This is a genomic window from Halovenus halobia (genome assembly GCF_051414135.1).
In the GTDB taxonomy this organism is placed as follows: domain Archaea; phylum Halobacteriota; class Halobacteria; order Halobacteriales; family Haloarculaceae; genus Halovenus; species Halovenus halobia.
In genome coordinates, this window is sequence record NZ_JBLKOA010000002.1 from 234,370 (window position 1) to 259,756 (window position 25,387).

The 25,387-nt window shown below is 61.1% G+C and carries 27 protein-coding genes; 10 read left to right on the forward strand and 17 right to left on the reverse strand.

Annotated features, from left to right (window positions below; genetic code table 11):
• Positions 1-81: 81 nt before the first annotated feature.
• Positions 82-885 carry an N-acyl homoserine lactonase family protein gene (locus ACMGFM_RS08130; RefSeq protein ID WP_436901956.1) on the forward strand — a complete coding sequence of 268 codons (804 nt, stop codon included), beginning with the start codon at positions 82-84 and terminating at the stop codon, positions 883-885.
• Here the strand turns inward: ACMGFM_RS08130 and cofG are convergent.
• The 5 genes from cofG to ACMGFM_RS08155 all read right to left on the reverse strand — a co-directional run bounded on the left by cofG (position 882) and on the right by ACMGFM_RS08155 (position 5,758).
• On the reverse strand, positions 882-2,006 hold the full coding sequence (gene cofG / locus ACMGFM_RS08135; RefSeq protein ID WP_436901957.1) for a 7,8-didemethyl-8-hydroxy-5-deazariboflavin synthase subunit CofG: 1,125 nt from the start codon (positions 2,004-2,006) through the stop codon (positions 882-884). The two genes, ACMGFM_RS08130 and cofG, sit on opposite strands and share 4 nt — an antisense overlap.
• Positions 2,007-2,220: 214 nt before the next feature.
• On the reverse strand, positions 2,221-2,829 hold the full coding sequence (gene cofC / locus ACMGFM_RS08140) for a 2-phospho-L-lactate guanylyltransferase (protein ID WP_436901958.1): 609 nt from the start codon (positions 2,827-2,829) through the stop codon (positions 2,221-2,223).
• 3 nt (positions 2,830-2,832) lie between these two features.
• Positions 2,833-3,570, reverse strand: a complete 738-nt coding sequence (locus ACMGFM_RS08145) for a hypothetical protein (RefSeq protein ID WP_436901959.1) — start codon at positions 3,568-3,570, stop codon at positions 2,833-2,835.
• Positions 3,548-4,717 (reverse strand): tubulin/FtsZ family protein, encoded by a 1,170-nt coding sequence (locus tag ACMGFM_RS08150; protein ID WP_436901960.1) that lies wholly within the window; start codon positions 4,715-4,717, stop codon positions 3,548-3,550. The genes ACMGFM_RS08145 and ACMGFM_RS08150 overlap by 23 nt, the downstream gene beginning before the upstream one ends.
• A gap of 153 nt (positions 4,718-4,870) precedes the next feature.
• Complete coding sequence (locus tag ACMGFM_RS08155) at positions 4,871-5,758, reverse strand: complex I NDUFA9 subunit family protein (protein ID WP_436901961.1); 888 nt, start codon at positions 5,756-5,758, stop codon at positions 4,871-4,873.
• A 93-nt stretch (positions 5,759-5,851) separates the two neighbouring features.
• Between ACMGFM_RS08155 and ACMGFM_RS08160 the strand changes: the two genes are divergently transcribed.
• Entirely contained in the window at positions 5,852-6,196 is a 345-nt protein-coding gene (locus tag ACMGFM_RS08160) for a DUF8036 family membrane protein (protein ID WP_436901962.1), read from the forward strand.
• 2 nt (positions 6,197-6,198) lie between these two features.
• Here the strand turns inward: ACMGFM_RS08160 and ACMGFM_RS08165 are convergent, their stop codons facing one another.
• On the reverse strand, positions 6,199-6,489 hold the full coding sequence (locus ACMGFM_RS08165; protein WP_436901963.1) for a DUF8036 family membrane protein: 291 nt from the start codon (positions 6,487-6,489) through the stop codon (positions 6,199-6,201).
• On the reverse strand, positions 6,486-6,761 hold the full coding sequence (locus ACMGFM_RS08170) for an ArsR/SmtB family transcription factor (RefSeq protein WP_436901964.1): 276 nt from the start codon (positions 6,759-6,761) through the stop codon (positions 6,486-6,488). Before ACMGFM_RS08170 ends, ACMGFM_RS08165 begins: the two co-directional genes overlap by 4 nt.
• 183 nt (positions 6,762-6,944) lie before the next feature.
• Here ACMGFM_RS08170 and ACMGFM_RS08175 point away from each other — a divergent pair, with 183 nt between their 5' ends.
• Positions 6,945-8,687 (forward strand): sensor histidine kinase, encoded by a 1,743-nt coding sequence (locus ACMGFM_RS08175; protein ID WP_436901965.1) that lies wholly within the window; start codon positions 6,945-6,947, stop codon positions 8,685-8,687.
• Positions 8,688-8,785: 98 nt separating this feature from the next.
• Here the strand turns inward: ACMGFM_RS08175 and ACMGFM_RS08180 are convergent, their stop codons facing one another.
• Positions 8,786-9,793, reverse strand: a complete 1,008-nt coding sequence (locus tag ACMGFM_RS08180; RefSeq protein ID WP_436901966.1) for a sodium:calcium antiporter — start codon at positions 9,791-9,793, stop codon at positions 8,786-8,788.
• A 91-nt stretch (positions 9,794-9,884) separates the two neighbouring features.
• Here ACMGFM_RS08180 and ACMGFM_RS08185 point away from each other — a divergent pair, with 91 nt between their 5' ends.
• A complete protein-coding gene (locus tag ACMGFM_RS08185; RefSeq protein ID WP_436901967.1) occupies positions 9,885-10,913 on the forward strand; it encodes a phosphoribosylaminoimidazolesuccinocarboxamide synthase in 1,029 nt (342 codons plus the stop codon).
• Here the strand turns inward: ACMGFM_RS08185 and ACMGFM_RS08190 are convergent.
• Complete coding sequence (locus tag ACMGFM_RS08190; RefSeq protein ID WP_436901968.1) at positions 10,900-12,438, reverse strand: HTTM domain-containing protein; 1,539 nt, start codon at positions 12,436-12,438, stop codon at positions 10,900-10,902. The genes ACMGFM_RS08185 and ACMGFM_RS08190 overlap by 14 nt on opposite strands.
• 117 nt (positions 12,439-12,555) lie before the next feature.
• On the opposite strand from ACMGFM_RS08190, the gene ACMGFM_RS08195 reads away from it, so the two are divergent.
• Positions 12,556-12,936, forward strand: coding sequence for a DUF5518 domain-containing protein (locus tag ACMGFM_RS08195; protein ID WP_436901969.1), 381 nt, complete (start codon positions 12,556-12,558; stop codon positions 12,934-12,936).
• On the opposite strand, the gene ACMGFM_RS08200 is transcribed toward ACMGFM_RS08195, so the two are convergent.
• The 3 genes from ACMGFM_RS08200 to ACMGFM_RS08210 form a co-directional block, all read right to left on the reverse strand.
• Positions 12,933-14,360 carry a DASH family cryptochrome gene (locus tag ACMGFM_RS08200; protein WP_436901970.1) on the reverse strand — a complete coding sequence of 476 codons (1,428 nt, stop codon included), beginning with the start codon at positions 14,358-14,360 and terminating at the stop codon, positions 12,933-12,935. The two genes, ACMGFM_RS08195 and ACMGFM_RS08200, sit on opposite strands and share 4 nt — an antisense overlap.
• Positions 14,361-14,399: 39 nt before the next feature.
• Positions 14,400-14,624: a ribbon-helix-helix domain-containing protein gene (locus ACMGFM_RS08205; RefSeq protein WP_436901971.1), complete on the reverse strand. Its 225-nt coding sequence runs from the start codon at positions 14,622-14,624 to the stop codon at positions 14,400-14,402.
• Positions 14,625-14,736: 112 nt separating this feature from the next.
• The gene (locus tag ACMGFM_RS08210; protein WP_436901972.1) at positions 14,737-15,081 is read right to left on the reverse strand and encodes a hypothetical protein; all 345 of its coding nucleotides are present in this window, start codon (positions 15,079-15,081) and stop codon (positions 14,737-14,739) included.
• A 183-nt stretch (positions 15,082-15,264) separates the two neighbouring features.
• On the opposite strand from ACMGFM_RS08210, the gene ACMGFM_RS08215 reads away from it, so the two are divergent.
• A complete protein-coding gene (locus ACMGFM_RS08215) occupies positions 15,265-15,864 on the forward strand; it encodes a YIP1 family protein (protein WP_436901973.1) in 600 nt (199 codons plus the stop codon).
• 18 nt (positions 15,865-15,882) lie between these two features.
• Here the strand turns inward: ACMGFM_RS08215 and ACMGFM_RS08220 are convergent, their stop codons facing one another.
• Positions 15,883-16,458 (reverse strand): DNA-3-methyladenine glycosylase family protein, encoded by a 576-nt coding sequence (locus ACMGFM_RS08220; protein WP_436901974.1) that lies wholly within the window; start codon positions 16,456-16,458, stop codon positions 15,883-15,885.
• Between the two features lie 89 nt (positions 16,459-16,547).
• Between ACMGFM_RS08220 and ACMGFM_RS08225 the strand changes: the two genes are divergently transcribed.
• A complete protein-coding gene (locus tag ACMGFM_RS08225; protein WP_436901975.1) occupies positions 16,548-17,615 on the forward strand; it encodes an mRNA surveillance protein pelota in 1,068 nt (355 codons plus the stop codon).
• Between the two features lie 76 nt (positions 17,616-17,691).
• Positions 17,692-18,933, forward strand: coding sequence for a sensor histidine kinase (locus tag ACMGFM_RS08230; RefSeq protein WP_436901976.1), 1,242 nt, complete (start codon positions 17,692-17,694; stop codon positions 18,931-18,933).
• On the opposite strand, the gene ACMGFM_RS08235 is transcribed toward ACMGFM_RS08230, so the two are convergent.
• Entirely contained in the window at positions 18,930-19,139 is a 210-nt protein-coding gene (locus ACMGFM_RS08235; RefSeq protein WP_436901977.1) for a DUF7561 family protein, read from the reverse strand. The genes ACMGFM_RS08230 and ACMGFM_RS08235 overlap by 4 nt on opposite strands.
• 106 nt (positions 19,140-19,245) lie before the next feature.
• On the opposite strand from ACMGFM_RS08235, the gene ACMGFM_RS08240 reads away from it, so the two are divergent.
• A complete protein-coding gene (locus tag ACMGFM_RS08240) occupies positions 19,246-20,895 on the forward strand; it encodes an AMP-binding protein (protein ID WP_436901978.1) in 1,650 nt (549 codons plus the stop codon).
• Here ACMGFM_RS08240 and ACMGFM_RS08245 read toward each other — a convergent pair whose 3' ends face one another.
• Positions 20,896-22,026 carry a DUF7118 family protein gene (locus ACMGFM_RS08245; RefSeq protein WP_436901979.1) on the reverse strand — a complete coding sequence of 377 codons (1,131 nt, stop codon included), beginning with the start codon at positions 22,024-22,026 and terminating at the stop codon, positions 20,896-20,898.
• Positions 22,013-22,381 (reverse strand): phosphoribosyl-AMP cyclohydrolase, encoded by a 369-nt coding sequence (hisI, locus tag ACMGFM_RS08250; protein WP_436901980.1) that lies wholly within the window; start codon positions 22,379-22,381, stop codon positions 22,013-22,015. The genes ACMGFM_RS08245 and hisI overlap by 14 nt, the downstream gene beginning before the upstream one ends.
• Before the next feature lie 231 nt (positions 22,382-22,612).
• On the opposite strand from hisI, the gene thsB reads away from it, so the two are divergent.
• Positions 22,613-24,283 carry a thermosome subunit beta gene (gene thsB / locus ACMGFM_RS08255; RefSeq protein WP_436901981.1) on the forward strand — a complete coding sequence of 557 codons (1,671 nt, stop codon included), beginning with the start codon at positions 22,613-22,615 and terminating at the stop codon, positions 24,281-24,283.
• A gap of 337 nt (positions 24,284-24,620) precedes the next feature.
• Here the strand turns inward: thsB and ACMGFM_RS08260 are convergent, their stop codons facing one another.
• Complete coding sequence (locus ACMGFM_RS08260; RefSeq protein ID WP_436901982.1) at positions 24,621-25,268, reverse strand: sensor domain-containing protein; 648 nt, start codon at positions 25,266-25,268, stop codon at positions 24,621-24,623.
• Positions 25,269-25,387 lie beyond the last annotated feature (119 nt).

The window sequence follows — 25,387 nt, forward strand, 5'->3', positions numbered from 1 at the left end:
CCTGCTACTCCGGGGGGTGGCAAAAAACCGGGTGGCGGGGGAGAGACCAAAGTATAACAGCAGCCCTTGCGAAGGCAGAACATGGTCAACGCTACCGTTTCGTTGGTGGACCGCGGGACAATCAGGACAGATGTGAACCACCTCATGGAGGGGTTCAACATGGGGTCAGCCGCAGACCCCGACCCCGAGACGATGATGGTCGAGGGGCCGGTCTACAATCTCGTTATCGACCACCCTGAGGGGACGATACTCTGGGACACCGGCTCTCATCCCGAGGCAGCCAACGGCCACTGGCCGGCAGAGCTGTACGCCGCCTTCGAGCACTACGACGCCGACGAGCGTGACCTCGAAACCGCCCTCGACGATGTCGGATACAGACTCGACGATATCGACTACGTCTTCCAGACACACCTCCATCTCGACCATGCCGGGAGCCTCCAGCAGTTCGCGGGCACGGACGTTCCGGTGTTCGTCCACGAGAAAGAACTCAAGTATGCCTATCTCAGCGCCAAAAGCGACGCAGGGAGTATGGCCTACGTTGCAGACGACTTCGACCACGACCTCAACTGGGAAATCGTGACACGCCAGCGCTCGAGTTACTTCGAGGATGTTGAGTTTCTCCACCTGCCGGGACACTCACCCGGACTGATGGGCACGAAAATCGACCTCGATGGCTACGGGACAGTGATTTTCACCGGCGACCAGGCGTACGCGCGAGCAAACTACCACGACGAACAGCCCCTCGGCGCGGGACTGCTCTGGAGTCGCCAGCACTGGCTCGACAGTCTCAACTGGCTACAAGACCTCGAACGACGACACGACGCCGAGCTATTCGTCGGTCACGACGGCGACGATGTCGAGCAGCTCCGGGGCGGTCTCCCCTAACTGTCGGTGATAACCGCTCGATACCGGTGGCCTGCGGCAGTGTCGGCAGTAAGTTCGTCGTAGAGTCGCTCCGAGAGCCACGTCTCGCCGTGGACTGGGTCACTCGCTGGAACGCCCGCGAACTCGTGACGAAGGTCAGCAGGAAGATACCGCTCGTAGACCGGGAGTCGTTCGTGCAGTGGCACCCCTGCCTCTTCAGCAATAGTTTCGAGATGGTCGAGTGCTGGCCACTTGTACGCAGGATTGATGTGGTCGTCGGTGACTGGAGAGACGCCGCCAAGGTCGTCAATCCCACAGTCGACAACCTCTCCCGCCGGGGCGAGATTCGGCGGGACCTGCAGCGACACCTCCGCCGGGAGTGCGCTGCGAGCCATCGCAACGGTTCGGCGGAGCGTTTCGAGGTCGGGTTCACCGCCGCGCCAGCGCTCGTTTTCGACAACTGGCTGGACGATGACCTCCTGAATGTGGTCGTATTGCTCGTGGAGTTTGCGGATGACGAGCAGACTCTCGGCGCGGTCACGCCAGTCCTCGCCGATACCGACCAGAATGCCGGTCGTGAACGGGACGCCGAGTTCGCCCGCCGTCTCGATAGTCCCGACGCGCTGCTCTGGCGTTTTCACCCGTGGCCCGCTGTGGGCAGCCACGTCGGCGGTCGTTTCGAGCATCACGCCCATGCTCGCGTTCAGGTCCGCAACGTTCTGCATCTGTTCGCGGGTCTGGTCGCCGGGGTTCGCGTGCGGGAGCAGTCCCTCATCCAGTGCAATCTCACAGGCCTCGGCGAGATAGCTGTGAATCGTCTCGTGACCGTACTCGGCGAGTTGGTCGTAAATCTGTGTGTAGCGGTCGTCGGGGTCGTCGCCGAACGTAAAGAGTGCCTCCGTACAGCCAGCGTCAGCACCCTCGCGGACGATTTCTCGGATTTCTCTGGGCGACAGCAGCGACGCTTCGCCCGGTGGGTCGAAGTACGTGCAGTAGGTGCAGGTGTACCGGCAGGCAGTCGTCAGCGGGATGAAGACGTTCCGGGCAAACGAAAGGTGCTCGGCAGGGTCGACATCGGCCGGTCGGACGGCTACGAGGTCGTCAATTGCTCCGCGTTGAATGTCAACAGCGTCGACGCTCACGGCAGTCAGTAGCGACTAGACGCTCAAAGAGGTCACGAAAATGGGTCAGCCATGGGAGTAGGGCTGACCACTGCGCCAAGAGCGGTGGAGCCTGGCACGATTGTGGGTGCGCGGCGCGAGACACGTACCCGTGCACGGGTCGGCCCGTGCACGCCGTGCTACGGCCTTCCACACTAAAAGCTTTCTTGCCGCGTCAGACAGGTGTCAGCCGCGCTCACTGTCGAACAACGGTGCATCGGCCGTCGCTCGTCTCGACCTCGAAGCCGGCGTCACGCAGCCAGTCTGCAGCCGCACCGTTGCCGTGAAGCAACACCTCGGCGAGGTCCGCGCGTCGGTCGATATCGACGGCAAACCGAAACGAGTCGAGTGTCTGGACGGACGCACCACACTCGGCCGCGCGGTTGCGGTGTTTCTGGTAGGAGCCGTCGTGATAATCCACGCGAAACTCTGGATGACGAGTACAGAGCGCGTTCGTGCCGCCACCCAGTCCCGGCGCGAGGACGACGTCACCGTCGCCCCCGAGCAGGCGCTCGACGGTCTCCCCGGTCACCAGCGGCAGGTCAGCCATCACCACCGCGGCGGGCGTCGTCGATTCGAGAACGGCGTTGACGGCCTCGGTAAGGGGACGTTCGTCGACGACAACCCGACAGGACCGGTCAACGTCGGCAGTGCTGAGCACCGTTGGCTGCTGTCCGGCGGCTCGAACCGCGGCCAGCACGTCAGAGAGCATCGCCGCAGCGAACTCGCGGCGCTGGTCGGGTGAAAAAACCGAGGAAAGGCGGGTGTTTGGGTCGCGCGGGTCGAACGGGACGAAGACGTCCATCGCCTACTGGAGTTTGTTTGTGTTCCGTGAGCGCTGGCTGTAGACGTAGTAGCCACCGCCAGCGAGCAGCAGCAGGACAACGACACCTGCGCCGACGAACAGCAGCGTCTGAGTCTGTTCGCTGCTCTCGGCGTCGTTAATGACCGATTCGGATTCAGTGATGGACTCCTCGAATTCGCCGCTGTTGTACAGCGTTCGGGCAGATGAGAGGGAATTGCTGTCCTCGCCGGCAACCTCAGAAGCCTCGTCGAGCTTGTTGCGGGCCTCTCGGCTCTGCTCGGTGTAGCGCTTCACGTCCCACGTCTCGATGACGCCACTTGCGCTATCGTTGACTCGGACAGCCACAAATTCCTCCTGTTCTGGGTTCTCGTAGCTGTACTGTTCGATCTCCGGCACCGAGCCGCTGGCCTCGATCTCGACTTCGTTGATGCCCTCTCTGTCGAGCGTGAGTTCGGCACTGCCCTGGCCGCTGTTCTGGATCTGCTCGCCCGACACTGTCGTGGCGGTGATCGTGATGCCAGCGTTATCGAACTCAGAGTCGACGACGAGCGTCCAACCTGGGTTCCGCTCCGCAAACGGCTCCTCCATAACGACAGTTGCCGTCTGCTGTTGGCCGACTTCCATCTCGTCGCTGACGCCGCTGTCGTCGAACGAGAAGGCTGCTGCTGTCCCGGCCGTCCCGAGTGAGACGGTGAGCAATACCGCTAAAACGATGACCTTAGAAGAGTGGGTCCAGTTCATCTTCATCATCTTCGACAAGGGCCTCTAAATTCTCTTCGCTCTCGTCCTGGATTTCGTCGATATTTTCTTGGGCTTCGATCGCGATCTGCTGGAGCTCCTTGATACGTGGCACGTTGTGCACACCGGACAGGAGCACCGCGGCGGCGACGTTGGGTTCGTCGATCGGGTAGTCACCGCCACGAACTTCCATACTACCGGTCTGGTCTTCGAGCCACTTGCGGCCGCGTTCGATTCCTTTCCGGTTGAGGTGTTTCGGCGGGCCAGAGACCACGAGGAGGGCACGCTCTGCGCCTTCGATCTCACAGGGCAGTGTCAGTCGGCCAAGCGCCGCCTTCCGGACCAGCGAGGTGATCCGGTTGGTGGTGTTTGCCGACTCGATGTTGTCCTCGTCACCCTTGAATCGCGAGAGAAGCCCCCCAGAACCGGTCGTTTCGACACCTTCGGCGTCGTAGCCGACCGTCGAGACGCCACCGCCGGAGAGTGTGTTGATAATCTCCGAGGAGTCGACGACGCTCTCGGCGACGTTGTCGCCGGAGCCAACTTCGCCGGCCCCGAACAGCACGCCAAAGCGGCGAACAATCTCGTCGTTAATCTCTTCGTAGCCGCCCTCGACCGACTCGCCGGTCTTTCGCCAGGCGTCGTTGTCGAAGACCAGCAGGTTGTCCACCTCACGGACGAACGTCTGGAAGGAGCGGGCTGCGTTGAGCGTGTAGATACCACCCTCGTCGCTGCCCGGGAGGACGCCGAGCCCGTAGACTGGCTCGGTGTAGATCCGTTTGAGGTGTTTCGCCAGCACCGGCGAACCGCCGGAGCCAGTCCCGCCGCCGAGTCCGGCGACGACGAGGAAGGCGTCGATCTCGTGAACAGGGATGTTGTCGATCGCACCCTGCACCTCGTCGATATCCTCTTCGGCGATTTCCGCGCCGAGTTCGTTGTCTGCACCCACGCCGTGGCCTTTCACCCGAGCCTGTCCGATCAGGACTCGGTTGTCCTCGGGGATGTGTTCGAGGCCCATCAGGTCCGCCTTCGCGGTGTTAACCGCGATTGCAGAGCGGACGATGTTGCTGCCCGTGAGCTCGTCGTACTCGATAAATTTGTCGACGATTTTCCCACCCGCCTGTCCGAAACCGATCATCGCTAATTTCATGTCTGGCTTTAGGCGAAACTATACCATCGCACACATAAGTGTTTTCCCCGAGCTATCGCTCGGTAGAACGGCCAGCGCACGTACATCAACCTTGTGGCCAGTTCGAATTCTCGGAAATAATTCACGGACAGCAGCCGGACAGCGAACGGCGCGTCAGTGTACACCGAGATACGACGAGAGCGTGGTCAGCTCCGCGGATTCGACCCCGAAGGCTGATATATCATTTTCCGAAGTAGTGTTGTCGAATTTCAACGAGCGATACTGGTCCGGCCCCATCGGGAAGCCGGGAATTGCACCGGCAACGTTCAGCCCGATTCCGGCCAGCGACATCGGCACAGAGACGATTTTGACCGACTTACCCTCTGACCGCCGGATGCGTTTCGCGACCTCGGCGAGTTCGAGTTGTTCTGGGCCGCCAATCTCGTACGTCTCGCCGACATGGTCGTCAGAGTCGATGCTATCCGCAAGCATCCCAACGAGGTCATCGACGTGAATGGGCTGGAATTTCGTCTTGCCGCCGCCGGGCAGCGGCGCGACTCCCGGCGGTGTGAGCTTTCGCGTAAAGGAGAGAAACTCACCGCCGTCACCGAAGACGACCGAGGGCCGGATAATGGTCCAGTCCAGCTCCGAGTCGCGGACCAACTTTTCGGCCTGCCCTTTGGCGCGGATGTAGTGTGTCGGCCCGTCAGGGTCGGCACCGAGCGCGCTCAACTGAACGAAATGGTCGACACCGTGTTTTTCGGCCGCGCGCAGGCAGTTCTCGGTCCCGCCGCGGTGCAAGCGGTCGTGCATCTCGTTGCCGCCTTTTGGCTCGAACAGCGGCGAGAGTGCGACCAGATTGTAGACCACGTCCTTGCCCTCGAAGGCCGGTTCGAGAGAGTCGTAGGCGGTCACGTCGCCCATCGCCGTCTCGACGCCGTCTGGGATGGGTTCGTTGTCCGGACTCCGGGACAGGACCGTCACGTCGTGACCTCGTTCGAGGAGTGTCGCGCTGAGCGCAGTGCCGATGAATCCGCTGCCGCCGACAAGAAGTACCTGCATACCCGAAGGTTGGGCTCGCGCCCGAATAAAGCTACCAGTCTCTCCCGGGTGAGACAGCGTTATCAGGAAGTAACTCGAAAGCGGAGGTAACGTATGGACTTCTGGATGAGTTCGGCCGTCGGGCTGGCAGCCGTCAATCTGCTCTTGCTGACGGCACTGGGAGCCGTCTGGCTGCGGAATTACCGAACCTTCCGGACAAATCTCTTGCTCGGCCTGCTACTGTTTGCGGGCGTGTTGGCCGTCGAGAATCTTGTCGCAATCGTGGCGTATCTCTCGACAGAGATGATATACGCAGGTGGGACAACGGCGATGTACGCTGTCGTTGGCCTCCGGGCGATGCAGTTCGTGGCGATTGCCTTCCTGACAGTCGTGACGCTGTTCCCATCGGGACGGATTCTTCAGTCTATCCGGGGTGCACCCGGCGGCGAACATTCCTGAACTTAGTCGAGGCTCACGTAGGTGAACGCCGCGACGGCAATGAACTGTAGTGCGCGCATCGCCACCACCAGCACACCGATTGTCGGGTCGTCGACGAACAACATCTCCATCGTGAAGAAGTAGAAATACAGCGAGATGAGATTCTCGACGAGCAAAACGAGACAGAATGCGAGCAGCCCCAGCGCGAGTGGTGTCTTGACCGCCCGATAACTCTGGAGCCAGATTACGCTGACGACGAGCAACGCCGCGACAGTGAGCACGGACAGCCCAGCAGCGATTGCGAGTGTGTTCATTCGAGATGCTCCGTGATGGATTCGAATTCGTCGGTGTGGTGCGTGAACTGGTCGGTCAGGAAGTACAGTTCGCCGTAGTCGTTGCCCCCCGGTTCGACAACATCGTGCTCTTCGAGCATGTCGAGGTGGTGGCGAACGCTGTTGTAGCCGATATCGAGGTTGTCGGCGAGTTGATTCGCGTTGCGCGGCTTCTCTTGAAGAAGGCGGATAATCCGGGCGCGGTTTTCACCACCCCTCGTCCCGGCAATCAGGTACCACAGCGCCTTCTCCATCTTGTAGGGGGTGAGTGTCGGACCACATAAATCTGCCCGGGTTCGGGCAACGGCACCGAATTCTAGACGGAGTTGAGTTGCAGTTTGAAAAATCTACTTTATACGCCAGTGTCTCGGTCAGCATATGTCACGAAGGGTCGGTGTCGCCAGTACATGTGCGTGGACTGCGCGGAGGGCAGACAGATGAGTGCCGGCGAGGCACTTGGGACGGTCTCGGCAGTCACCGTCGGTCGAGTGCTGTTGATTGGGGCCAGTGTCGGGCTGGCGGCCGTTGGAATTCGTGTCTCCCGGAGGGACACTGGACCGGTCGGCCGACCGTTTCTCGTCTTGCTCGGATTACTCAGCACCACAGCGCTGTGTCTGGGTGTGACTGCCGGCGCCGGAACGGCAAACAAGATGATCTGGCTGGGAACAAACCTCGCAATTCCGGCAGCATTGCTCGCGGTGAGCTGTCGCTACTACGGAATTACCTTTGTCGACTCACGCCCACGGCTGGCTGGGGTCGTCGCCCCGCTCGTGGCCGGGGGCCTCGGCGGCGGACTGATCATCCTCGGGACCACCGCACAGACGTCCGGAACAGCCGCGCCAGTGGGTGCGCTCGCCGGGTTCCCCCCGCTGGTGTACGACGTGGCGACACGACTCACTCGCTTCGGCCGGTACTACACCGCGTCGCTGGTCGTCGTCGCCGTCGGTATCGTCGCCGTCAACGCCGGACGGTACGAACATCTCGACGCGCGACTGGCTGTCGCGCTGGCGTTCGGCGGCGGGTGGCCGTGGCTCGGGAACTTCGTCGTGCCAGAACTCGGTGCCGCCTTCGGTCCGGACGCGGCAATCGGTGCCCTCGCCGGTGGGTACGTGACAAGCCTCGCGGTGGCTGGGCTCGCCATCGGTCCGCTCGGGCTGTTCGACTCCTCGCCGGCAGCGGGGAATATCGGTCCAAATCACGCGCTGGATTCGATGGACGATACTGTGATTATCACCAACAACGAGGGGACAGTTCTCCGATTGAATGCTGTCGCTTGCGACCGTTTCGAGACCACTCCGCAGGCGTCGGTCGGGCAGAAACTATCGACGGTGGTTGGGCACTCGCCCTCGGCGCTGTCTGGTGAGACGCCAGTCACAATCGAGACGGCAGACGGTGCCCGGCAGTTTGCTGTCACGCGCTCGGCGGTGACTGATAACCGAGACATCGACCGCGGGACGGTCTACGTCCTACGAGACGTGACGAAAAAGCAGAATCGCGAACAGCGACTTGAAGTGCTCAACCGAGTCCTGCGACACAACCTGCGCAACGACGCGACGAGCATCATCGGTCGAGCACAACTGATCAGCGACGGGGACGGGGGTGCAGACTCTGCCGAGGAAATTATCGATACGACGCGTGACCTCGTCGGCGTCGCCGAGAGCGCCCGCGATATCGACCAGATGATGGCGGCGACCCAGGCCGATAAAGAAGTCGAACTCGACCCCATCGTCCAGCGAGTCACCGAGACAATCGGCTCGTCGTATCCAGCCGTCGAGGTTACGACGGCGGTGCCAGCGGATACGACAGTCGCGGCTAGCAAGCAGGTTATCGAGACGATTCTGCGAGAACTGCTCGAAAACGCGGCCGAGCACAACGACGCCGACCAGCCGTACGCAATCGTTTCGGCAGAGCGCACCGGCAACGGGTCGGTGACACTCGCTGTCTCGGACAACGGCCCGGGCGTGCCGGACCACGAGCGAGCAGTCCTCGACGCTGGCGAGGACCAACTCCAACACGGAAGCGGGCTGGGCCTCTGGGCAGTTCACTGGGGCGTGACGCGACTGGGCGGGAAACTTGCCATCTCGGAGAACACACCCCGCGGGACGACCGTAACCGTGACGCTGCCCACGACGAGCGCCAGCGAGTCAACCCCCGCCGTCCCGGAGCAGGCCGAGAGTTGAGCGCTGAACTGAGCGTAACGGCGGGGCTGGTTGCTGGGTCGGCTGGCTGTCTCGGCGTACTGGCTGGTGGTCGCGGTTCCGCCGGTCCTCCCTGTGACTCAGTTCGGCAGGACGCTAATCACCGATATTGCCTCGGCGAACACCCAGACGACAAACAGGATATAGCCACCGAGTAACAGGTAGGCCTCGCGGCTAGTCAGCAAGAGGCCAGTCCGCAGCGTCACGAACAACAGCGTCGTCGCAATCGCCAGACAGGCCATCATCGGCGCTGCGATACCGAAGTCGATTGTCGCGGCTCCAAGCAAGAGAATGCCAGTGGGAATGACAACCAGCAGGTCGAAGATGTTCGAGCCGACGACGTTCGCGATGCTGGCAACGTCGTCTTCCTTGCCGGCGGCCTGAATACTAACGAGCATGTCAGGAAGGCTGGTTGCTGCGGCGACGATGGTCACGCCCCAGAGGAAATCTGAGGTGCCCGCTGTCTCGCCGATGTGAATCACTGCTTCGACGAGTCGTTCGACAGCCACGAGAATGACGAGTAATCCGGCAAGCAGCCAGCCCCACTGCTTGAGCACGTTGATACTGCTCGTGTCGGGCGTCTCGTTGTAATCGACGGTGTCCTGCCACTGCAAAAAGAGATAGAGCACGTAGACGACCAGCGGCACGGCGGCCAGCGGTCGAGTCAACCGTGCAGTCGCGGTGGCTTCGCCCGGATTGTAAATGAGCGCCAGCGCGAAGATGAGAAACAACACGACAACCGAGAGCATGTAGAACAGCGTCTCCTTGTGGACGAGCGTCCGTGTGGACTCCATGTCTCTGTCGGCGACCAGCACGGCAAGCGCCGGGATGACGAGAATATTGAAAATCGCCGAGCCGACAACTGCGCCGACGCCAAGTCCAAACGAGCCCGCGAGCGCGGCAAAGACCACACTCGCGAGTTCGGGAAAGCTCGACCCCGCAGCAGCGATGATACCGCCTTGCACGACCGGCGGAAGGTGGTAGTAGGTTGCCAGTTGGGCACTCGCGTCTTCGAGCCAGTCGCTGCCGAGCCAGATGGCAACGGTGGCGAGGACGACGACAGCGACCGACACGACCAGGTCAAGCATCTGTGGAATCTTGACAGGCGACCCTATAAAAGCGGGCTGGTGTCGGTTCGAAGTGCAACTATCTTAACCACCGCCCGAGTACGCACGCCCAATGACGAGTGTCAAGAACTTCCGGGTCGAGACGGCCGCGACCGGCACGGAGCTCGGCCAGGGTGTTTTCGAGTTTACCGACGATTACTCGGTATTCGACTGGGGGAAGATGCCCGACCAGATTCCGGACAAGGGAGCCTCGCTCTGTACAATGGGTGCGTTCAACTTCGAGCTGCTCGAATCTGAAGGAGTTGGAACACACTACCGCGGCGTCGTCTCCGAAAGCGAAGTTGTCGAGTTGGAGACGGCGCTGGACCGCGGTGACGCACCGCGGGAGATGGCAATCGACTTGACGATGGTGCCTGACCTGCCCTTCGAGGACGGGAGCTACGATTACGACGCATACTACGAGTCGGTCGAGGACCACTATCTCATCCCGCTAGAAATTGTGTTTCGGAACCGTGTCCCGGTTGGTTCCTCGCTACGGAGTCGCTCCGACCCCGCCGACCACGGCCTTTCGATGGACGAGTGGCCGGATGACCCCGTCGACCTGCCCGAGCCAGTGGTCGAGTTCTCGACGAAATACGAGAAACAGGACCGGTATCTCGACCGGAGCGCGGCAGCCGATATTGCGGGACCTGCCGCAATCGAGAACCTGGAGTCAGTCGCTCGCGAGGTGAACCAGATTGTCACCGAACAGGCCGAGACAGCGGGACTCGACCACCAGGACGGCAAAATCGAGTGTCTGTACGTCGACGGCGAGATTCGCGTCGCGGACGTCGTCGGCACCTTCGACGAGAACCGCTTCTCACGAGACGGCCAGCAAATCTCGAAGGAGGTCATCCGGCAGTACCACAAACGCACCCAACCCGAGTGGGTCGAGGCTGTGGGCGAGGCGAAACGCCGCGCCGACGAACAGGGTGTTGCCGATTGGAAAAACCTCTGTAAGCGCCAGCCAGAACCGCTCGACGAGGAAGTGATTCAGCTAGCCCGAGACCTCTACTGTGCCGGAACAAACGAGTACACCGGTACCGACGCCTTCGAGAGCCCACCGCTGTCGGACGTGCTTGCACGCGTCACTGACCTGTAGTCTTGCAGGAGTGGGTATAGAGTATCTGCTCGGTCGAGTCGGTATTCCCGCCGCTAATTGTCGTTGGTTGTGTGATCTGATGGAGGACAATCTGCTCGACGCCGTCACCGTGGACGGTGCGAGCGCGCTCGCAGGCCCACTCGCCGTAGGCCTCGATGACAGTCGGACTCGTCCCATTGTACGCTGAACTCCGGACGAGTCGCATGAACTTGCGGTGGCGGAAATTCTCGTAGGCTGCGCTCGCGTCGGGCGGGCGGTCGAAATTGACAGACTCACCTGTCCGGAGTTCGACAGACTTGCTGTCGGCGAACTGGACCTCGGTGACGTACCAACTGTAGACGTCAGAGGGGTCCGGCGCGTACAGCCCCCAGTCCTGCTGGTCGAGATGTGGGCTGTCGAGTTCGTCCGGAAGGTCACGACCAGTTACGTCGCTGGCGGCGAACAGGAGCATCCAGACGAGTACGATATAGCCGGAGACAGTCAGGAGTGCGCTGGGATACGCCCGGAGCGTGTCGTAGCCACGGTCTTCGAGTGCGGCGAGGAGACGCTGCTCGACGGGCGGGCCAGCGAGTGGCCCCAGTGCGCTGCGGTCGGGGAGTCGTTCTTTCCAACTATCGGGGACAACAGCACCGAGTCGGTCCCAGACCGGCGCGGTGATGTACGGCATGAGCGCGCTCATCAGAATCATCGGGAACATGCCGACTGCCATCGCGGAGAACATGCCAACGAATGCGGAGAGGTACGCAAGCGCGGCAAGCGCGCGGAGGCGGCCAGTCGTCGAGAGCAGAAATAGCGCAGAGCCAGCCAGCAAGACGACCCAGCCGTAGTTGAGCAGCGTCAGCAGCGTCGGATAGTCGACGATGATATTGCCGAGGCCGCGACGCATCGCGTCGTTTTGCAGCGCCAGTTCGAGCGCGTCGCCGGCGTACCACAGTTCGCCCTCGTGTTTGAGAATCGCGTTCGCCGTGAAGACGACAACTGGCTGGAGGAGGACGACAACAGTCCCAATAGACGTGACCTCCAGTCGGGCACTGCCGCGGCGTAGAGCGTCGATAGACCAGCGTTCACCCAGCGGGACGAGCACCGACAGAAAGAGCAGGACTCGAAAGAGCAGATCACCGCCGTTGAGTACTGCTGGGTTTCGGGCCTGCAGCGAGTACAGCAACAGGAAGGTCAGCGCGGCCGCGAGTCGCGAGTGGTAGCCAATCAGCATCGCGAACGCGACGAGGCCGGCAACGACAAACAGGAACGTAATGAACGTCGGTGAGCCTGAGAGCGCGTGCAGTGAGTAGCTGTTGTAGTAGGTGTACGTCGCCTCGAATGCCTCCAGTGGGTAGATACCCTCGTTCGTATAAAACAGTGTAAGGTCGCCAGCACGGTCGAACAGGTCGATCAACACGACGAGTGCCAGCCCCATGCGAAACGCGGCGAGCGACCGGCTGTCAACCGTACCTCGGCGACGAACCTGTTGTTTGGCCAGTTCGAGAGCCGGGCGGAGCTTCGCAGTCAGGCGGTCACGATCCATCGAAGTCGGATACTGGTCGTGTACGCTAGCTGTTATAGCTTGGGTACACGAAAACGAGGATTGAACCGGAACCCCGCGTTCAGAACCATTTTCCACCCCCGTGAGAGAAGTGTCAGTATGACTGCTGCAAACGAGTTCACGCCAGCAGACCAACAGCGCGGGAGCCTCGTGGTGAGTGTGTTCGCCGGCGTCGCCGTCAGCCTGCTGTTCTCGTTCATTCCATTTTCGACAGTACTGGGCGGTATCGCCGCCGGCTACCTCCGGGGTGGCGAGGAGAGCGATGGAGCCGTGGCGGGAGCCATCACCGGACTGGTCGCGTTCGCGCCCTTCGTACTACTGTTGTACCTGATTCTCGCGTTCGTGGCCTTTAGCGGCGCGCCGTCGCTGTTCAGTACGATTGCGATTCTGATCGTCGTGAGTGTTGGCGTCTACACCGTCGGCGGGGGCGCAATCGGCGGCTACATCGGCACGCTACTCTCCCGAGAGTTCAGCTTCTAGTGGCGGCCGAGTTCAGTGTAGCGCTGCTCGAAATCGATCATCGGCCGCGGATAGTCGATGCCGAGTTCGACGCCGTACTCGGCCTGTTCAGCGTCGTTTAGTCCCCACGGTCGGTGGGCGTACTCAGGGGGCAGGTCGGCCAGTTCGGGCAGCCACGTCCGAACGTACTCGGCGTCGTCGTCGTAGCGCTCGGCCTGTGAGAGCACGTTGAAGTGATTGTCCCGAGAGTCGTTACCGACGCCGGCCTGATAGGCCCAGTTCCCCCAGTTCGAGGCCACGTCGTAATCGACGAGTTGCTGCTCGAAGTAGGCCCCACCCCACCGCCAGTCGATTTCGAGCGCGTCGACGAGGAAGGACGCAACGTTCTGGCGTCCACGGTTCGACATGTACCCCGTCCGGTTGAGTTCGCGCATATTCGCGTCGACGAACGGCAGTCCCGTCTCGCCGTCGGCCCACCGCTGGAACTGCTCGCGGTCCTGTTTCCACTCCTTGTCGACGCCGCGAATGCCGCCCGGTGTGAAAAAGTCAGCACCGTGTTTGACGAACTGGAACTGGAAATAGTCGCGCCACGCGAGTTCAAACAGGAGCCAGTACGTGTCTTCATTCGAGACGCGCTCGTCCTCGTAGCGCCGAACCTCGCTGTGAATCCACCGCGGCGAGAGACAGCCTGCGGCGAGATACGCCGAGAACTTCGAGGAATAATCCGCGCCGAGGAGTCCGTTGCGCGTCTCTTTGTACTCGCGGAGGTGGTCGCCGCTCCAGAAGTACGACTCCAGTCGCTCCTTGCCTGCGGTCTCGCCGCCCTCGAACGGAAGAACAGCGCGGTCGTCGGAGTCGACGCCTGGGACAGCCAGTTCTTCGAGCGGTGGAATTGTGCCCGAATCGAGGTCAACCGTCGGGACAGAGTCCGGAGCAGAAACCGGGTCGCGGACCGTCGCGGAGCCTTCGACTGACTTGCGCCACGGCGTGAACGTATCGTTCATCTGGTCGTACGGCGTCGGCAGGTCGTTGATGTGATAGAGCGTGTGCGTCCAGCGTCGTTCGAGGGTCGTGTCTTCGGGTAAAGCAGCCCGAACGGCGTGTTCACGTTCTACCTCCTCAGTCGCGGGTTTGGTCTGGGCGAAAACAGCGTCAGCGTCGACATCCGCGGCCAGTTCTGGAACGACAGCGTCGACGCGGCCCTCGCGGAGTAGCAGGTCGCCGCCGCGCTCACGGAGCGACTTCCGAAGGTCCTGCAGGCTCTTGCGGCGAAACCGTGCACGGTGTGGTCCGAGTTTCGTGGGGCCGTATTCCGATTCTGCTCGCCGTCGCGGGTCGAACACGTAGACGGGAACGACCGTGTCGGCGTGGTCAACCGCGTCGGCGAGCACTGGGTTGTCGCTGACACGGAGGTCGTCACGAAACCAGACAACAGCAGTATCCATACCACAGGTTTGGCTACAGCGACAAGAATCGACTGGTCGTCACTCCCGTGCGCTACGACTGCCGCCGGACCGTCCGGGCGGGCTATCCTCGACAGGGTCGAGTGGGCTGTCCGTGCGGTTGGCTTCCTCGCGGACCACCAGCCGTGCGCCGTACTGCAGCGCCTCGGCACGCGACTCGAAGAGCCCCGCGGCGACGAGCGTATCGAGTCGGTCTGCGAGGGTACTCGGGAGCGATACGGAGACGGAGGTGTTGTCTCCAGTCATACTCAAACGATGCGGCGACGCCCGCAAGAGTGTTGTGCCGGTACTGCTCCTAGATGGTCGAGAGAATCTGGTCTCGGTACTCCTGTGCGCTGCGCTCGTCGGGACAGAACAGTCAGGCGACGCCACTGTCGAGATTTTCCAGCAGTTTCCCGACAAAGAGGCCGAGACGGGGCGAGATATCGTCGTCGCTGGCCTCGGCAGGTTGTGCAGACAGCGTCTCGACGAACTGCTCAGAGTGGGTCATTCCGTTGATCATGTCCGTCACGTCGACAGTCAGCCCCTCGTCAGAGGTGTTCAGGTCGGGATGGCGCGCTTTGAGTTCTTCAGAGTAGGTGATAGTCCACGACGGCCCCCCGACAACCTCGATTGCGGTGTCGAGTCCGCCGACCGCAATCGGGCCATCCGGGCTCCCAACGTGGATGGTGCCGTCCTCGATGAACGTCTCGTATCTGCTCATGCTCGTCGTGCCAACGCCCCCTCTTTCTCGCCGCCGGGTATCAAGGTTTGGTCACTCTGTGTTGGTCGTATTTGAGTAGTACCGATGTACCAGACGATACAGATGTATCTTTTCAATTTCCAGTTTGGCTGTTCAATTAATAGAACCAACATTTTTATACAATAGTGGTAATCAGTTGTTACCATGTCCCCGCGGACGCCAATCCTCGACCCCTACGGCTATTTTCGCCGAGAGAACCGGCCGTCACTCAAGATTGCTGCCGGAGTCCTAACGCTCGAAGCCGTACTCACGAGCGTCATAGTATGGTGGTTTCTCAAGCGTACCTTCGCACAGATCGACCTCTCTGCGGCCGAACGTGAAGCCGTCGGGTCAGCGATCAGCGGGATCTTTCCCGCCCTGTTCGCCGCGGTCTTTTTTGGCTGGGTGCTGGCCGGCGCGATATTTCACGCGTTCATGTGGTTCGCGGGCGCGGAGCGTGGCTTCGGGCACACGCTCGCAGTCGTCGGCGAGGCGAGTATGGTCAGTATCGCGTTGATGCCGCTGGTTCTTGGCGGGTTCATCCTCGTGGTCGGACGGGTCCCTTCTGATCCAAACACTGCGTCCGAGTTTATCAGGCAGACAGCCAATCAACAGACAGGCGTTCTGTTGATTGTTGGATTCATCAGGGTCCTCTGGGTAGGGGTCGTCCAAGCGGTTGGGCTCTCCGAAGTTCACGACATTACACTCGGCAGGACAGTTCTCATGGCGGTTGGGCTGGGATTGCTCGGCTTTTTGCTCGGGTAGCGCGGGTTGGGGTATTCTTCATCCCTCGTAGGCCCGCCAGAGATACAGCGACGCATACGAGCGATAGGGTGCCCACTCGCCAGCGTAGTCGCACATCTCACCACGGGTCAGGTCTTCCTCGAAGACGTGTTCCATCCCGCGGCGAATCCCAAGGTCCTCGACAGGAAAGACGTCGGGCCGACCCAAGGCGAACATCAGAAACATCTTGCCAGTCCACGGACCGACACCACGAATCGCAGTGAGTTCGTCCAGCACTGCTTCGTCGGTCATCCCCTCGAAGTACAAGTGGTCGTATCCCTCGCGCTGATATGCCTCGGCGACGCCACGGACGTACTCGGTTTTCGCCTCGGAAAGGCCGGCGTCACGGAGCGTTTCGGGGTCGGCATCGAGAACCCCCTCGGGCGTGACCTCGACTGCGTCAAACAGGCGCTCGCGAATCGCCGCGGCGGCGTCGGTTGACACCTGCTGGCGCAGCAGCGAGACAACGAGTCGCTCGAACGTATTCTCGGCAGCGTCTAGCGATAGCGGGCCGTGTTCATCGATGCATGGCCCCAGAGTCTCGTCCGCACGAAGGTGGGCAATAGCCTCGTCCATGAGCAGAGTGAGGGCGTGTCTCGATTTCAACACCACGGCTCGGCGGCACAATCACCAGCCACTTATCGGACGCCGGCCCAAGGTCGACTATGCGCATTGCCGACTCCGAGCAGGTCGAGGGCGGGCTGGAGCGGCTGACACTCGTCCCCGAGAGTCTCGACGACCTCTGGCATCTCTCTCACGTCATCGAACCGGGTGACACCGTCTCGGGCGATACCACCCGCCGGATTCAGCGAAACGACGACCAACTGCGGGACAAAGGCGGCGAGCGCGAGCATATCTGGGCAGCTATCACCGTCGAAACTGTCGAGTTCGCTCGCTTCGCCAACCGCCTGCGGGTCGGCGGGGAAATCGTCGACTGTTCCCGAGAGGACCAGCTCGGCCACCACCACACACTCAACGTCGAGGAGCACACGGAACTCGACGTGACCAAGCGCTGGAAACCGGACCAGCGCAACCGAATTGAAGAAGCTGTCGAGGCAACGGACAACCCCGACATCGCCATCGCCACCGTCGAAGAAGGGCAGGCCCACGTCCACACTGTGGCCCAGTACGGCGCCGAAGAGGTAGCCTCCATCACCGCAACGACGGGCAAAGGCGAGTACGCACAGCCCCGCTCAGAGTTGTTTTCCGAACTGACAGACCTCCTCGAACGACAAGATGTCGAGGCAATCATCCTCGCTGGTCCCGGATTCACGAAACAGGACGCGCTGGCGTACATCGAAGAGAACACCCAAGATTTGACCGACCGAATCACGACTGTCGACACGTCAAGCGTCGGCGACCGGGGCGTTCACGAGGTGCTGAAACGCGGTGCCGTCGAGGATGTACAGAAAGAGACGCGAATTGCTGAAGAATCAGAGTACATCGACGAGTTGATGGACCGAATCGCCGATGGGACGAAGGCGGCGTACGGGCCAGACGCAGTGGCACAGGCCGCGGATTTTGGCGCAATCGAACAGTTGCTCGTTGTCGACAGCGACCTGCGCGAACAGCGGGCTGGTGAGGGCGACTGGGAGATTGACGTTGACCACGTCATCGAGACGACCGAGCAGAAAGGTGGCGACGTGACCGTTTTTTCGAGTGAGTTCGACCCCGGCCAGCAACTGAAGAATCTCGGGGGCATCGCGGCGTTGCTCCGATACCGGCTGGAATAATCACGGAGTGAAATCGTCGAAACCATTTTTTGTGTACACCGCGAGTTCAAATCAGGAGTGGGGCACGCAAGCGATAATGGCATCTGACCAACAATCTGACGACCGGTCGCCACGAGAGAGAACAGTCAAGACGGCCGGCAGAATCGTCAAGTACAGCCGGGAGATCTACCATCTCGAATCGGTCGAGGAGGTCGCCAACATGACACTGGAGGCAGCGCCGCATTTCATCGACGGCCATCCCTCACCGACTGTCGTGGAGATTCGTCGCGAAAACGACCTCCGTGTACTTGGGAGTATGCGCTCGGGAGTGGCTATCGGGGACGACCCCGGTGAACTCACCCGGTCCGCCTACGAATCGAACACCGTTACTGTCTGCGCCGAACCGGGCGTCGAAATTGCCTACGACGAGAACGTGACTATCGTCGACCCGGCAGAGTACGACCTCGACCACAGCGGCGTCACAATCGCCGCACCGACGGTGTACTCCGATGAGGTCGGCGATTCGGGGGCAATCCTGTTGTTGCACTGGAGTGGGCTGGACCGGGTCGAAGAGTACCACGTCCAGCCAGTGGATTACCTCGCCGAACACGTCGCGACAGCAATCGTCAACATTCGCTCGCGCGAGCGACTCGAACGCGCCCGCAACGACCTGGCAAAACGCAAGGAGATGGTCGAGGTCTACGACCGGCTACTGCGCCACGACCTGGGCAACGACCTGCAGGTTATCACCGGTTTTTCCGACGCCGTCGTCTCGATGGTTGACGAGGACGACCAGGCCGGCGAGTACGCCGAAAAGATCCATCGGACGGCCCGCAGCGCCGCCGAACTCATCGACAACGTCGGTGATACCGTCAAGATGCTCAAAGAGGAGGAAGGCCAGCCCGAGGCCCGTGACATCGAGCCAATTCTCACCGAGGTTGTCGAGGACGTCGACACGAAATTCGAGGCCCTCACCGTGGAGTACGACTCCGCGGCCTTCGAGTACGAGGTGTACGCCGGCGACCTGATCGACTCAGTGCTGACGAACATCCTCTCGAACGCCGCCGTCCACAACGACGACCCGGTGACCGTTCGTGTGTTCGCAGAAGAACCAACGCCCGGGACGGTCGTCATCGGGATGGCTGACGACGGGAAAGGAATCGCCGAAGAGATTCGCGACGAGATTTTCGAGATGGGACAGAAAGGGCCCGACAGCGACGGAACCGGATTCGGTCTCGGCCTTGCTCGCACGTTGGTCGAGTCCTACGGCGGTGAGATCACGGTCGAAGACAGCGAATACGGCGGTGCCGAGTTCAAGATCACACTCGAACGGGCCTAATCGCCGAGTTGTTCGACATCGTCTGCGGTCACTTCTCGGTCATCAGGCAGGGCGTCCATGCAGTCATAGCAGAGAAAATGTTCGGTTCCGTCGGCGAGTTCGATTGTCATTCCCTCTGTGGGCGTGGTTTCGAGCGTCCAGATGTTCGCGATTCCGCCCCCGATTTTGAGTGGTTGCCCACACCCATCACACGGTTCTTTCGCCATATCAGCCGTTAGGACAGGGCGGGCTAAGGCCTTTCGCGAACGAACAACCGGACGCCGCCGGTGCCTCAAGTTTTATACCACATTGCTCGGTATGTGTGGGCAGACGATGGAATACCACAAGGGAGAGCGACTCGAGCATATGGGGATGGTGCCACGGATGGCAGCGGACCGGTACAGCGACAAGACAGCGCTCACGTTCATGGGCCAGGAGACGACTTTCGAGGAACTCGAAGAAGACTCGAACAAGTTTGCGAACGTGCTGGTCGACCACGGCGTCGAACCTGGTGACCGAGTCGGGCTGTTTATTCCGAACACACCGCGGTTCCCAATCAGTTACTTCGCGACAATCAAAGCCGGCGGGGTCGCCACACCGCTGAACCTGCGGATGGACCCCGAAACACTGACCTACGTCGTCGATGACGCCGGTATCGACGTCCTCGTTGGCTCACCGTACGTCGCCGAGCAGGTCCAGAATCTCGCAGAAGCAGCCGACATCGAGACGCTGATTATGCCGGGAATGAGCGACGAGGAGAAGGGAATTGTCAACTACTCGCACGTGATGGAGGACGCCGACGAGGAGTTCGATATTGTCGACCGCGACTTTGGCGATATTGCCGCCCAACCGTACACCAGCGGGACGACGGGCCGGCCGAAGGGCGTGATGCTCTCACACCGGAATCTGCTGTCGACACAGGAGAGCTACGGCAAAAGCGGGCTGGGAATCGACCCTGACGATACACTCGTGCTCGTCCTGCCGATGTTCCACATCTACGCGCTGAATGCGCTGATGAGCACGTTCGTGATGACGGGCGCAGAACTCAACCTCCAGCCACAGCCTGAACCCGAGGCACTGCTGTCGGCTATCGACGCCAACGACGCGACGACGTTCGCTGGCGTCCCGGCGCTGTACACCCAGATGTTCCGCGTCTACCGTGAGAACCCGGAGGACTACGACCTGTCCTCGCTGGATTATGTCGTCTGTGCGGCCGCACCGTTGCCGGAAGACACTCGCCAGACAATTCAGCGCAAGTGGGACGTTCCGATGGTCGAAGGCTGGGGGATGACTGAGACCTCGCCGGCCGGGTCGGTCGAACCGGTCAAAGGCGTCCGGAAAGAGGCCGGGTGTGTGGGGCCGTCGCTGCCCGGCGTCGACCTCAAAGTTGTCGACCCTGACACCCGCGAGACGATTATCGAGGAAGACGACGTGAATCCGGTTCCGAACGAGGATATCGACTTCGACGACGAGGAGGCGACCACAGGCGAACTCGCCATCCGCGGACCGCAGGTCTTCGAGGGCTACTACAACAGGCCCGAGAAGACGAACGCGGTCAAAGACGACGAGGGCTGGTTCTACACCGAGGACGTTGCCCGCATCGACGAGGACGGCTACATCTGGATTGTCGACCGAGCCGACGACATGATTATCGCCGGTGGGGAGAACATCTACCCTGCTGAGGTCGAATCAGCGCTGTACGAACACCCGGACGTGGCCGAGGCCGGCGTTGCTGGCGCGCCCCACGAGGTCAAAGGGCAGGCACCAGTGGCCTTCGTCGTCCTCGAGGAGGGTGCAGATGTGACCGAGGAGGAACTACGGAAGTTTACGCTGGACCACCTCGCTACGTATGCGCACCCACGGCGGGTCTTCTTCGTCGACGAACTGCCACGGAGCGCGACCGAGAAGGTCCAACGGTACGCACTCGAAGAGATGGCCGAAGAAATGCTCGACGAACCGCTGAAATCGTCGGACTCGCTGTAATCACCGGTCGGCGTAGTTTTCGAGTGCCGCACTGAGGCGCTCGCGTTCCTCGCGCAGTTCGGCAAGGTCTTCTTCGATTGGCCGAGACTGCAACTGTTCGCGTTCGTCCGCGCTGAGTTCCTGTCGGACAACCGCACTCCGCTGGAGGCGCTCGTACTCAGTCTCACGTGGCAGCGCCTGCACCGTCCGCAGCAGTTCAACCACATCGGCGTCGATACGATTGACGGCGGCAGTGAGTTCCTGACAGCGGTAGCGCAGCTGTTCGGCCGTTGGCGGCGGCCAGCTGACTTTCAGCGGCCCGCCATCGAGCGTCTCCAGATACGCTCGATGCCCTTCGATAGCGTGTTTGAGTTTGTTCGGCTCGTCGACGTAGTGCTCCAGTTTCGAGCGGGAGTAATCGGCGTAGTCGAGAATTGTCGCAATCGGTTCGTTACCTGGGGGATTCGACTCGATATACTCGACAACATCCGGGGGCGGCGACATGAACTCGACGAGTGGGTACTGCTCCATCTGGTCGAGGAAAGTGACGACTTCCCGGGCTGAAGCCGAGCGCTTGAACTCCCGGAAGGCTTCCTCGACAGCGTCGTTATACTCGCTGATTGGCTCTTCGAGGCGTTCGATTGGCGCGTCGAGGTCTGCTTCTGAGAGGTCAGCGAGGCGTTCGAGGTCGTCGATTTCTGTCTCGCACTCCTGCAGTCGAGTTCGAACGTCTCGTCTGGCCTCCCGGTAGGCTTCGAGGGCCTCGTCGCGCTCGTCGAGTCGCTCAACAAGCGTCGCAGCCGGGTCGAGCAGGTCGTAGACGTGCTCGAAGTCAGCGTCGCTGAACCACTTCTGGCGAAGGTACTCGTCACACTCCTCGAAGATGTCGGCGTGGAGCATGTCCTCAGAAACCTTCCCCATCACCCGGTCAACTTCCCCCTGGAACTCGACAATAGTCTGGATGTCGCCGTCGTCGCCGGTCACCTGGTCCTGGTAGATGTCGAGAACCTCGTAAAACGCCTGGTAGGCCTCGGCGAGTGTCGTGAGTTCGTCTTCGCCGTACTCCTCGACGCGGTCCTGCGCCCGGTCGAGTTCCTCTTCACGGCGTTCGAGCGCGGCAATCAGGTCGTGTTGAGAGTCACTCGTAGACATCGTCTGGGTCAAATACTTTCTCGCCAACTACCTCGCCGTCGACTGTGCGGTGGAAACACGATTCGTAGCCGGTGTGACAGGCCCCACCCTCCTGTTCGACGAGATACAGCAGGGCGTCGCCATCGCAGTCGACGCGGACCTCTTCGATGTGCTGGAGATGGCCGCTGGTCCCGCCTTTCTTCCAGAGTTCCTCTCGACTCCGTGAGTAGTAGTGTGCAATACCAGTGTCGCGCGTCTCCGCGAGTGCTTCCTCAGAGGCGTGGGCGAGCATGAGCACCTCGCCGGAGTCGGCGTCTTGGGCGACGACGGGCAATAGAGACTGCTCGTCGAACGCGAGTTCTACAGCGTCGGGCATATGTCTCCGGTTGCCCCTCAACCGCATACATCTTGTTTTCTGCTCTCCTGACACGAATTAGTATAAAAACCACGGTGTGTCTCCGCAACCCGTGACACGGACCCACATAAAATACGGGAGAAACCACCGCCCTCGGGGGTACGTTCGGCCGTGTGGCGGTGGCCGCGGGAGCCGCGCGCTGGTCGCAAACACACACATTTATATAGAACCGTATGCAAACTTTCTCTTGATATGAGTCAGCAGCAGATGCAGGGCCAACCGATGATCGTTTTGGGTGAGGATGCACAGCGGATGAAAGACGAGAGCGCCCAAGAGCACAATATCTCGGCGGCGCGTGCTGTCGCCGAGTCGGTGCGCTCGACACTTGGACCGAAGGGGATGGACAAGATGCTCGTGACATCGCTGGGGGACATCGTCGTCACGAACGACGGTGTAACCATCCTCGAAGAGATGGACATCGACAACCCGACGGCAGAGATGATTGTCGAAGTTGCCGAGACACAGGAGAGTGAGGCCGGCGACGGAACGACCACCGCCGTCTCTATCGCGGGCGAACTCCTCAAGAACGCAGAGGAACTTCTCGAGCAGGACATTCACCCGACAGCGATTATTCAGGGATTCAACATGGCTGCCGAGAAGGCCCGTGAGGAACTCGACGATATCGCCGTCGAGATCGACAGCGAAGACACCGACGTGCTGCGCCAGATTGCCGAGACATCGATGACCGGTAAGGGTGCCGAACAGCACAAAGAGCACCTCGCACAGCTGGTCGTCGACGCCGCACAGGCAGTCACCGTCGAAGCCGACGATGGCTCGACGATTGTCGACCTTGCCTTCCTGAAAATCGAGACCCAGACCGGTCGCTCCGCCGGTGATTCCGAACTACTCAACGGCGCCGTTATCGACAAGGACCCAGTCCACGAGGACATGCCGTCGAACCTCACCGACGCGAAAGCGCTCATCGTCGACGAGGCACTCGAACTCGACGAAGCCGAGGCTGACACGCAGGTCAGCGTCACCGACCCGAACCAGATTCAGGATTTCCTCGACCAGGAAGAAAAACAGCTTCGCGGAATGGTCGACAAGATTTCCGAGATTGGTGCTGACGTCGTTTTCTGCCAGAAGGGCATCGACGACATGGTTCAGCACTACCTCGCCAAGGAGGGCATTCTCGCGCTCCGCCGAGTCAAACGCTCGGACATGGAGTTCCTCCGAGAGGTTCTCGGTGCAGACATCGTCTCCGACCTTGGCACCGCCACCGAGGAGCACCTCGGCAGCGGCGACATCAGCTGGGACGAGGACGAAGAGCTGTTCTACGTCGAGGGAACCGGCGACGAGATTCACGGCGTCACGCTGCTGCTTCGCGGGTCGACCGAACACGTCGTCGACGAGATCGAGCGCGGTGTGCAGGACGCACTCGATATGGTCGGGAACGCAGCCGGTACGGGCCAGGCCCTGCCCGGTGGCGGGGCGCCCGAAGTCGAACTCGCTCGCCGACTGAACGAGTACTCCGACAGTGTCAGCGGTCGCGAACAGCTCGCAATCGAAGCCTTCGCTGACGCGCTCGAAATTATCCCGCGCGTGCTCGCCGAGAACGCCGGGCTGGACAGCATCGACACGCTGGTCGACCTGCGCGCAGCCCACCAGGATGGTCAGGAACGTGCCGGCCTGAACGTCTTCAGCGGCGATGTCGAGGATACCTTCGAGTCTGGCGTCGTCGAGACAGCCAACGTGAAAAAGCAGGGACTCTCCTCAGCCAGCGAGGCAGCGAACCTCGTGCTCAAGATTGACGATATTATCTCTGCGGGCGACCTCTCCACTGCCGGCGACGACGACGAAGGACCTGGTGGCATGGGCGGTATGGGCGGCGGCATGGGCGGCGGTATGGGCGGCATGATGTAAGCGTGAGCGACTGAAAGGAGCTCACGTTACAGCGAGCGGCCCTGCCGCGAGCAGCGAGGCGTAAGCAACGCGAACGCCTCGTTATAGCGAGCGGCCCTGCCGCGAGCAGCGAGGACGACCGTAGGGAGTCCTCGGAATTGTGAGCGGCGTGGTCGACTGAAGGGAGACCACGTTATAGCGAACGGCGAAGCCGTGAGCAGCGAGGTTCAAGCAGCGCGAGAACCTCAGAGTCGTGAACGACTGAAGTGAGACCACGCACCCATCACACGCACTGCGCTGAACAGCTGAATTCGATTTTCCGGGTACTCTCTCACTACGAAGCGTTGTTGGACTCGTTCTACTCAGCGCCGAGCATCCCAGAGATAACCGCGGCATTCACTCGGGCGAGGGCATTCAGCACCGGGGCGCTCACCACGAGGAGGACAGTACCGAGCGCAACGGCAAGCAGGCGCTGCGTACTCGTTTGGAAGAGTTGTGCGGGCCTGAGGCCGAACACCTGCACGTTGAGCGCGCCTTCGGGGAAGACAGGCAACAGGAGGAGTTCGAGTCCAGTTCCGAGAAGCGTGACCAGTGCGATGAACGAGGCGATTCCGAGGCCAAATTTGGCAAAGACATATCCAAATGCACGCAGTGTCGATTCCGCGAGCAGGTACGCTTTCGCAGTCTCGAGTAATCCATTGCCGGCGTCGATGTCATCAGGGGTGTCGATATCAGTGTCGAGCAGTGTGTTGGCGAGCGCACGCTCGAAGACAGCCATCGTCCGAACGCCAACGACAGTGGCAAAGAGAATCACGATTCCGACGCCGAGCACTGCCAGACCGGCACCCAGCGACACACCGATGACAGTGAGCGTGAAGTAAAGCAGTCCCAGCGGAAAGGCGGTGAGCAGATAGAGAATATTCTTGTACGTTTGGACTTCTGCGGCCGACCGGAACCAGTCAGTGGTCGGCGAGTTGCCCGGAGACCCGGTCGTTGTCGAACTCATAGTAGTTCGTACTCTCGACGTGGGTAAAAATCCGCAGACAGTGCTTCTCGACGCGAAACACAGTCGACATCAGTCGAGCGTGCCAACGACAGCGCCATCTGCGGCCGGTGGTTTCAGTC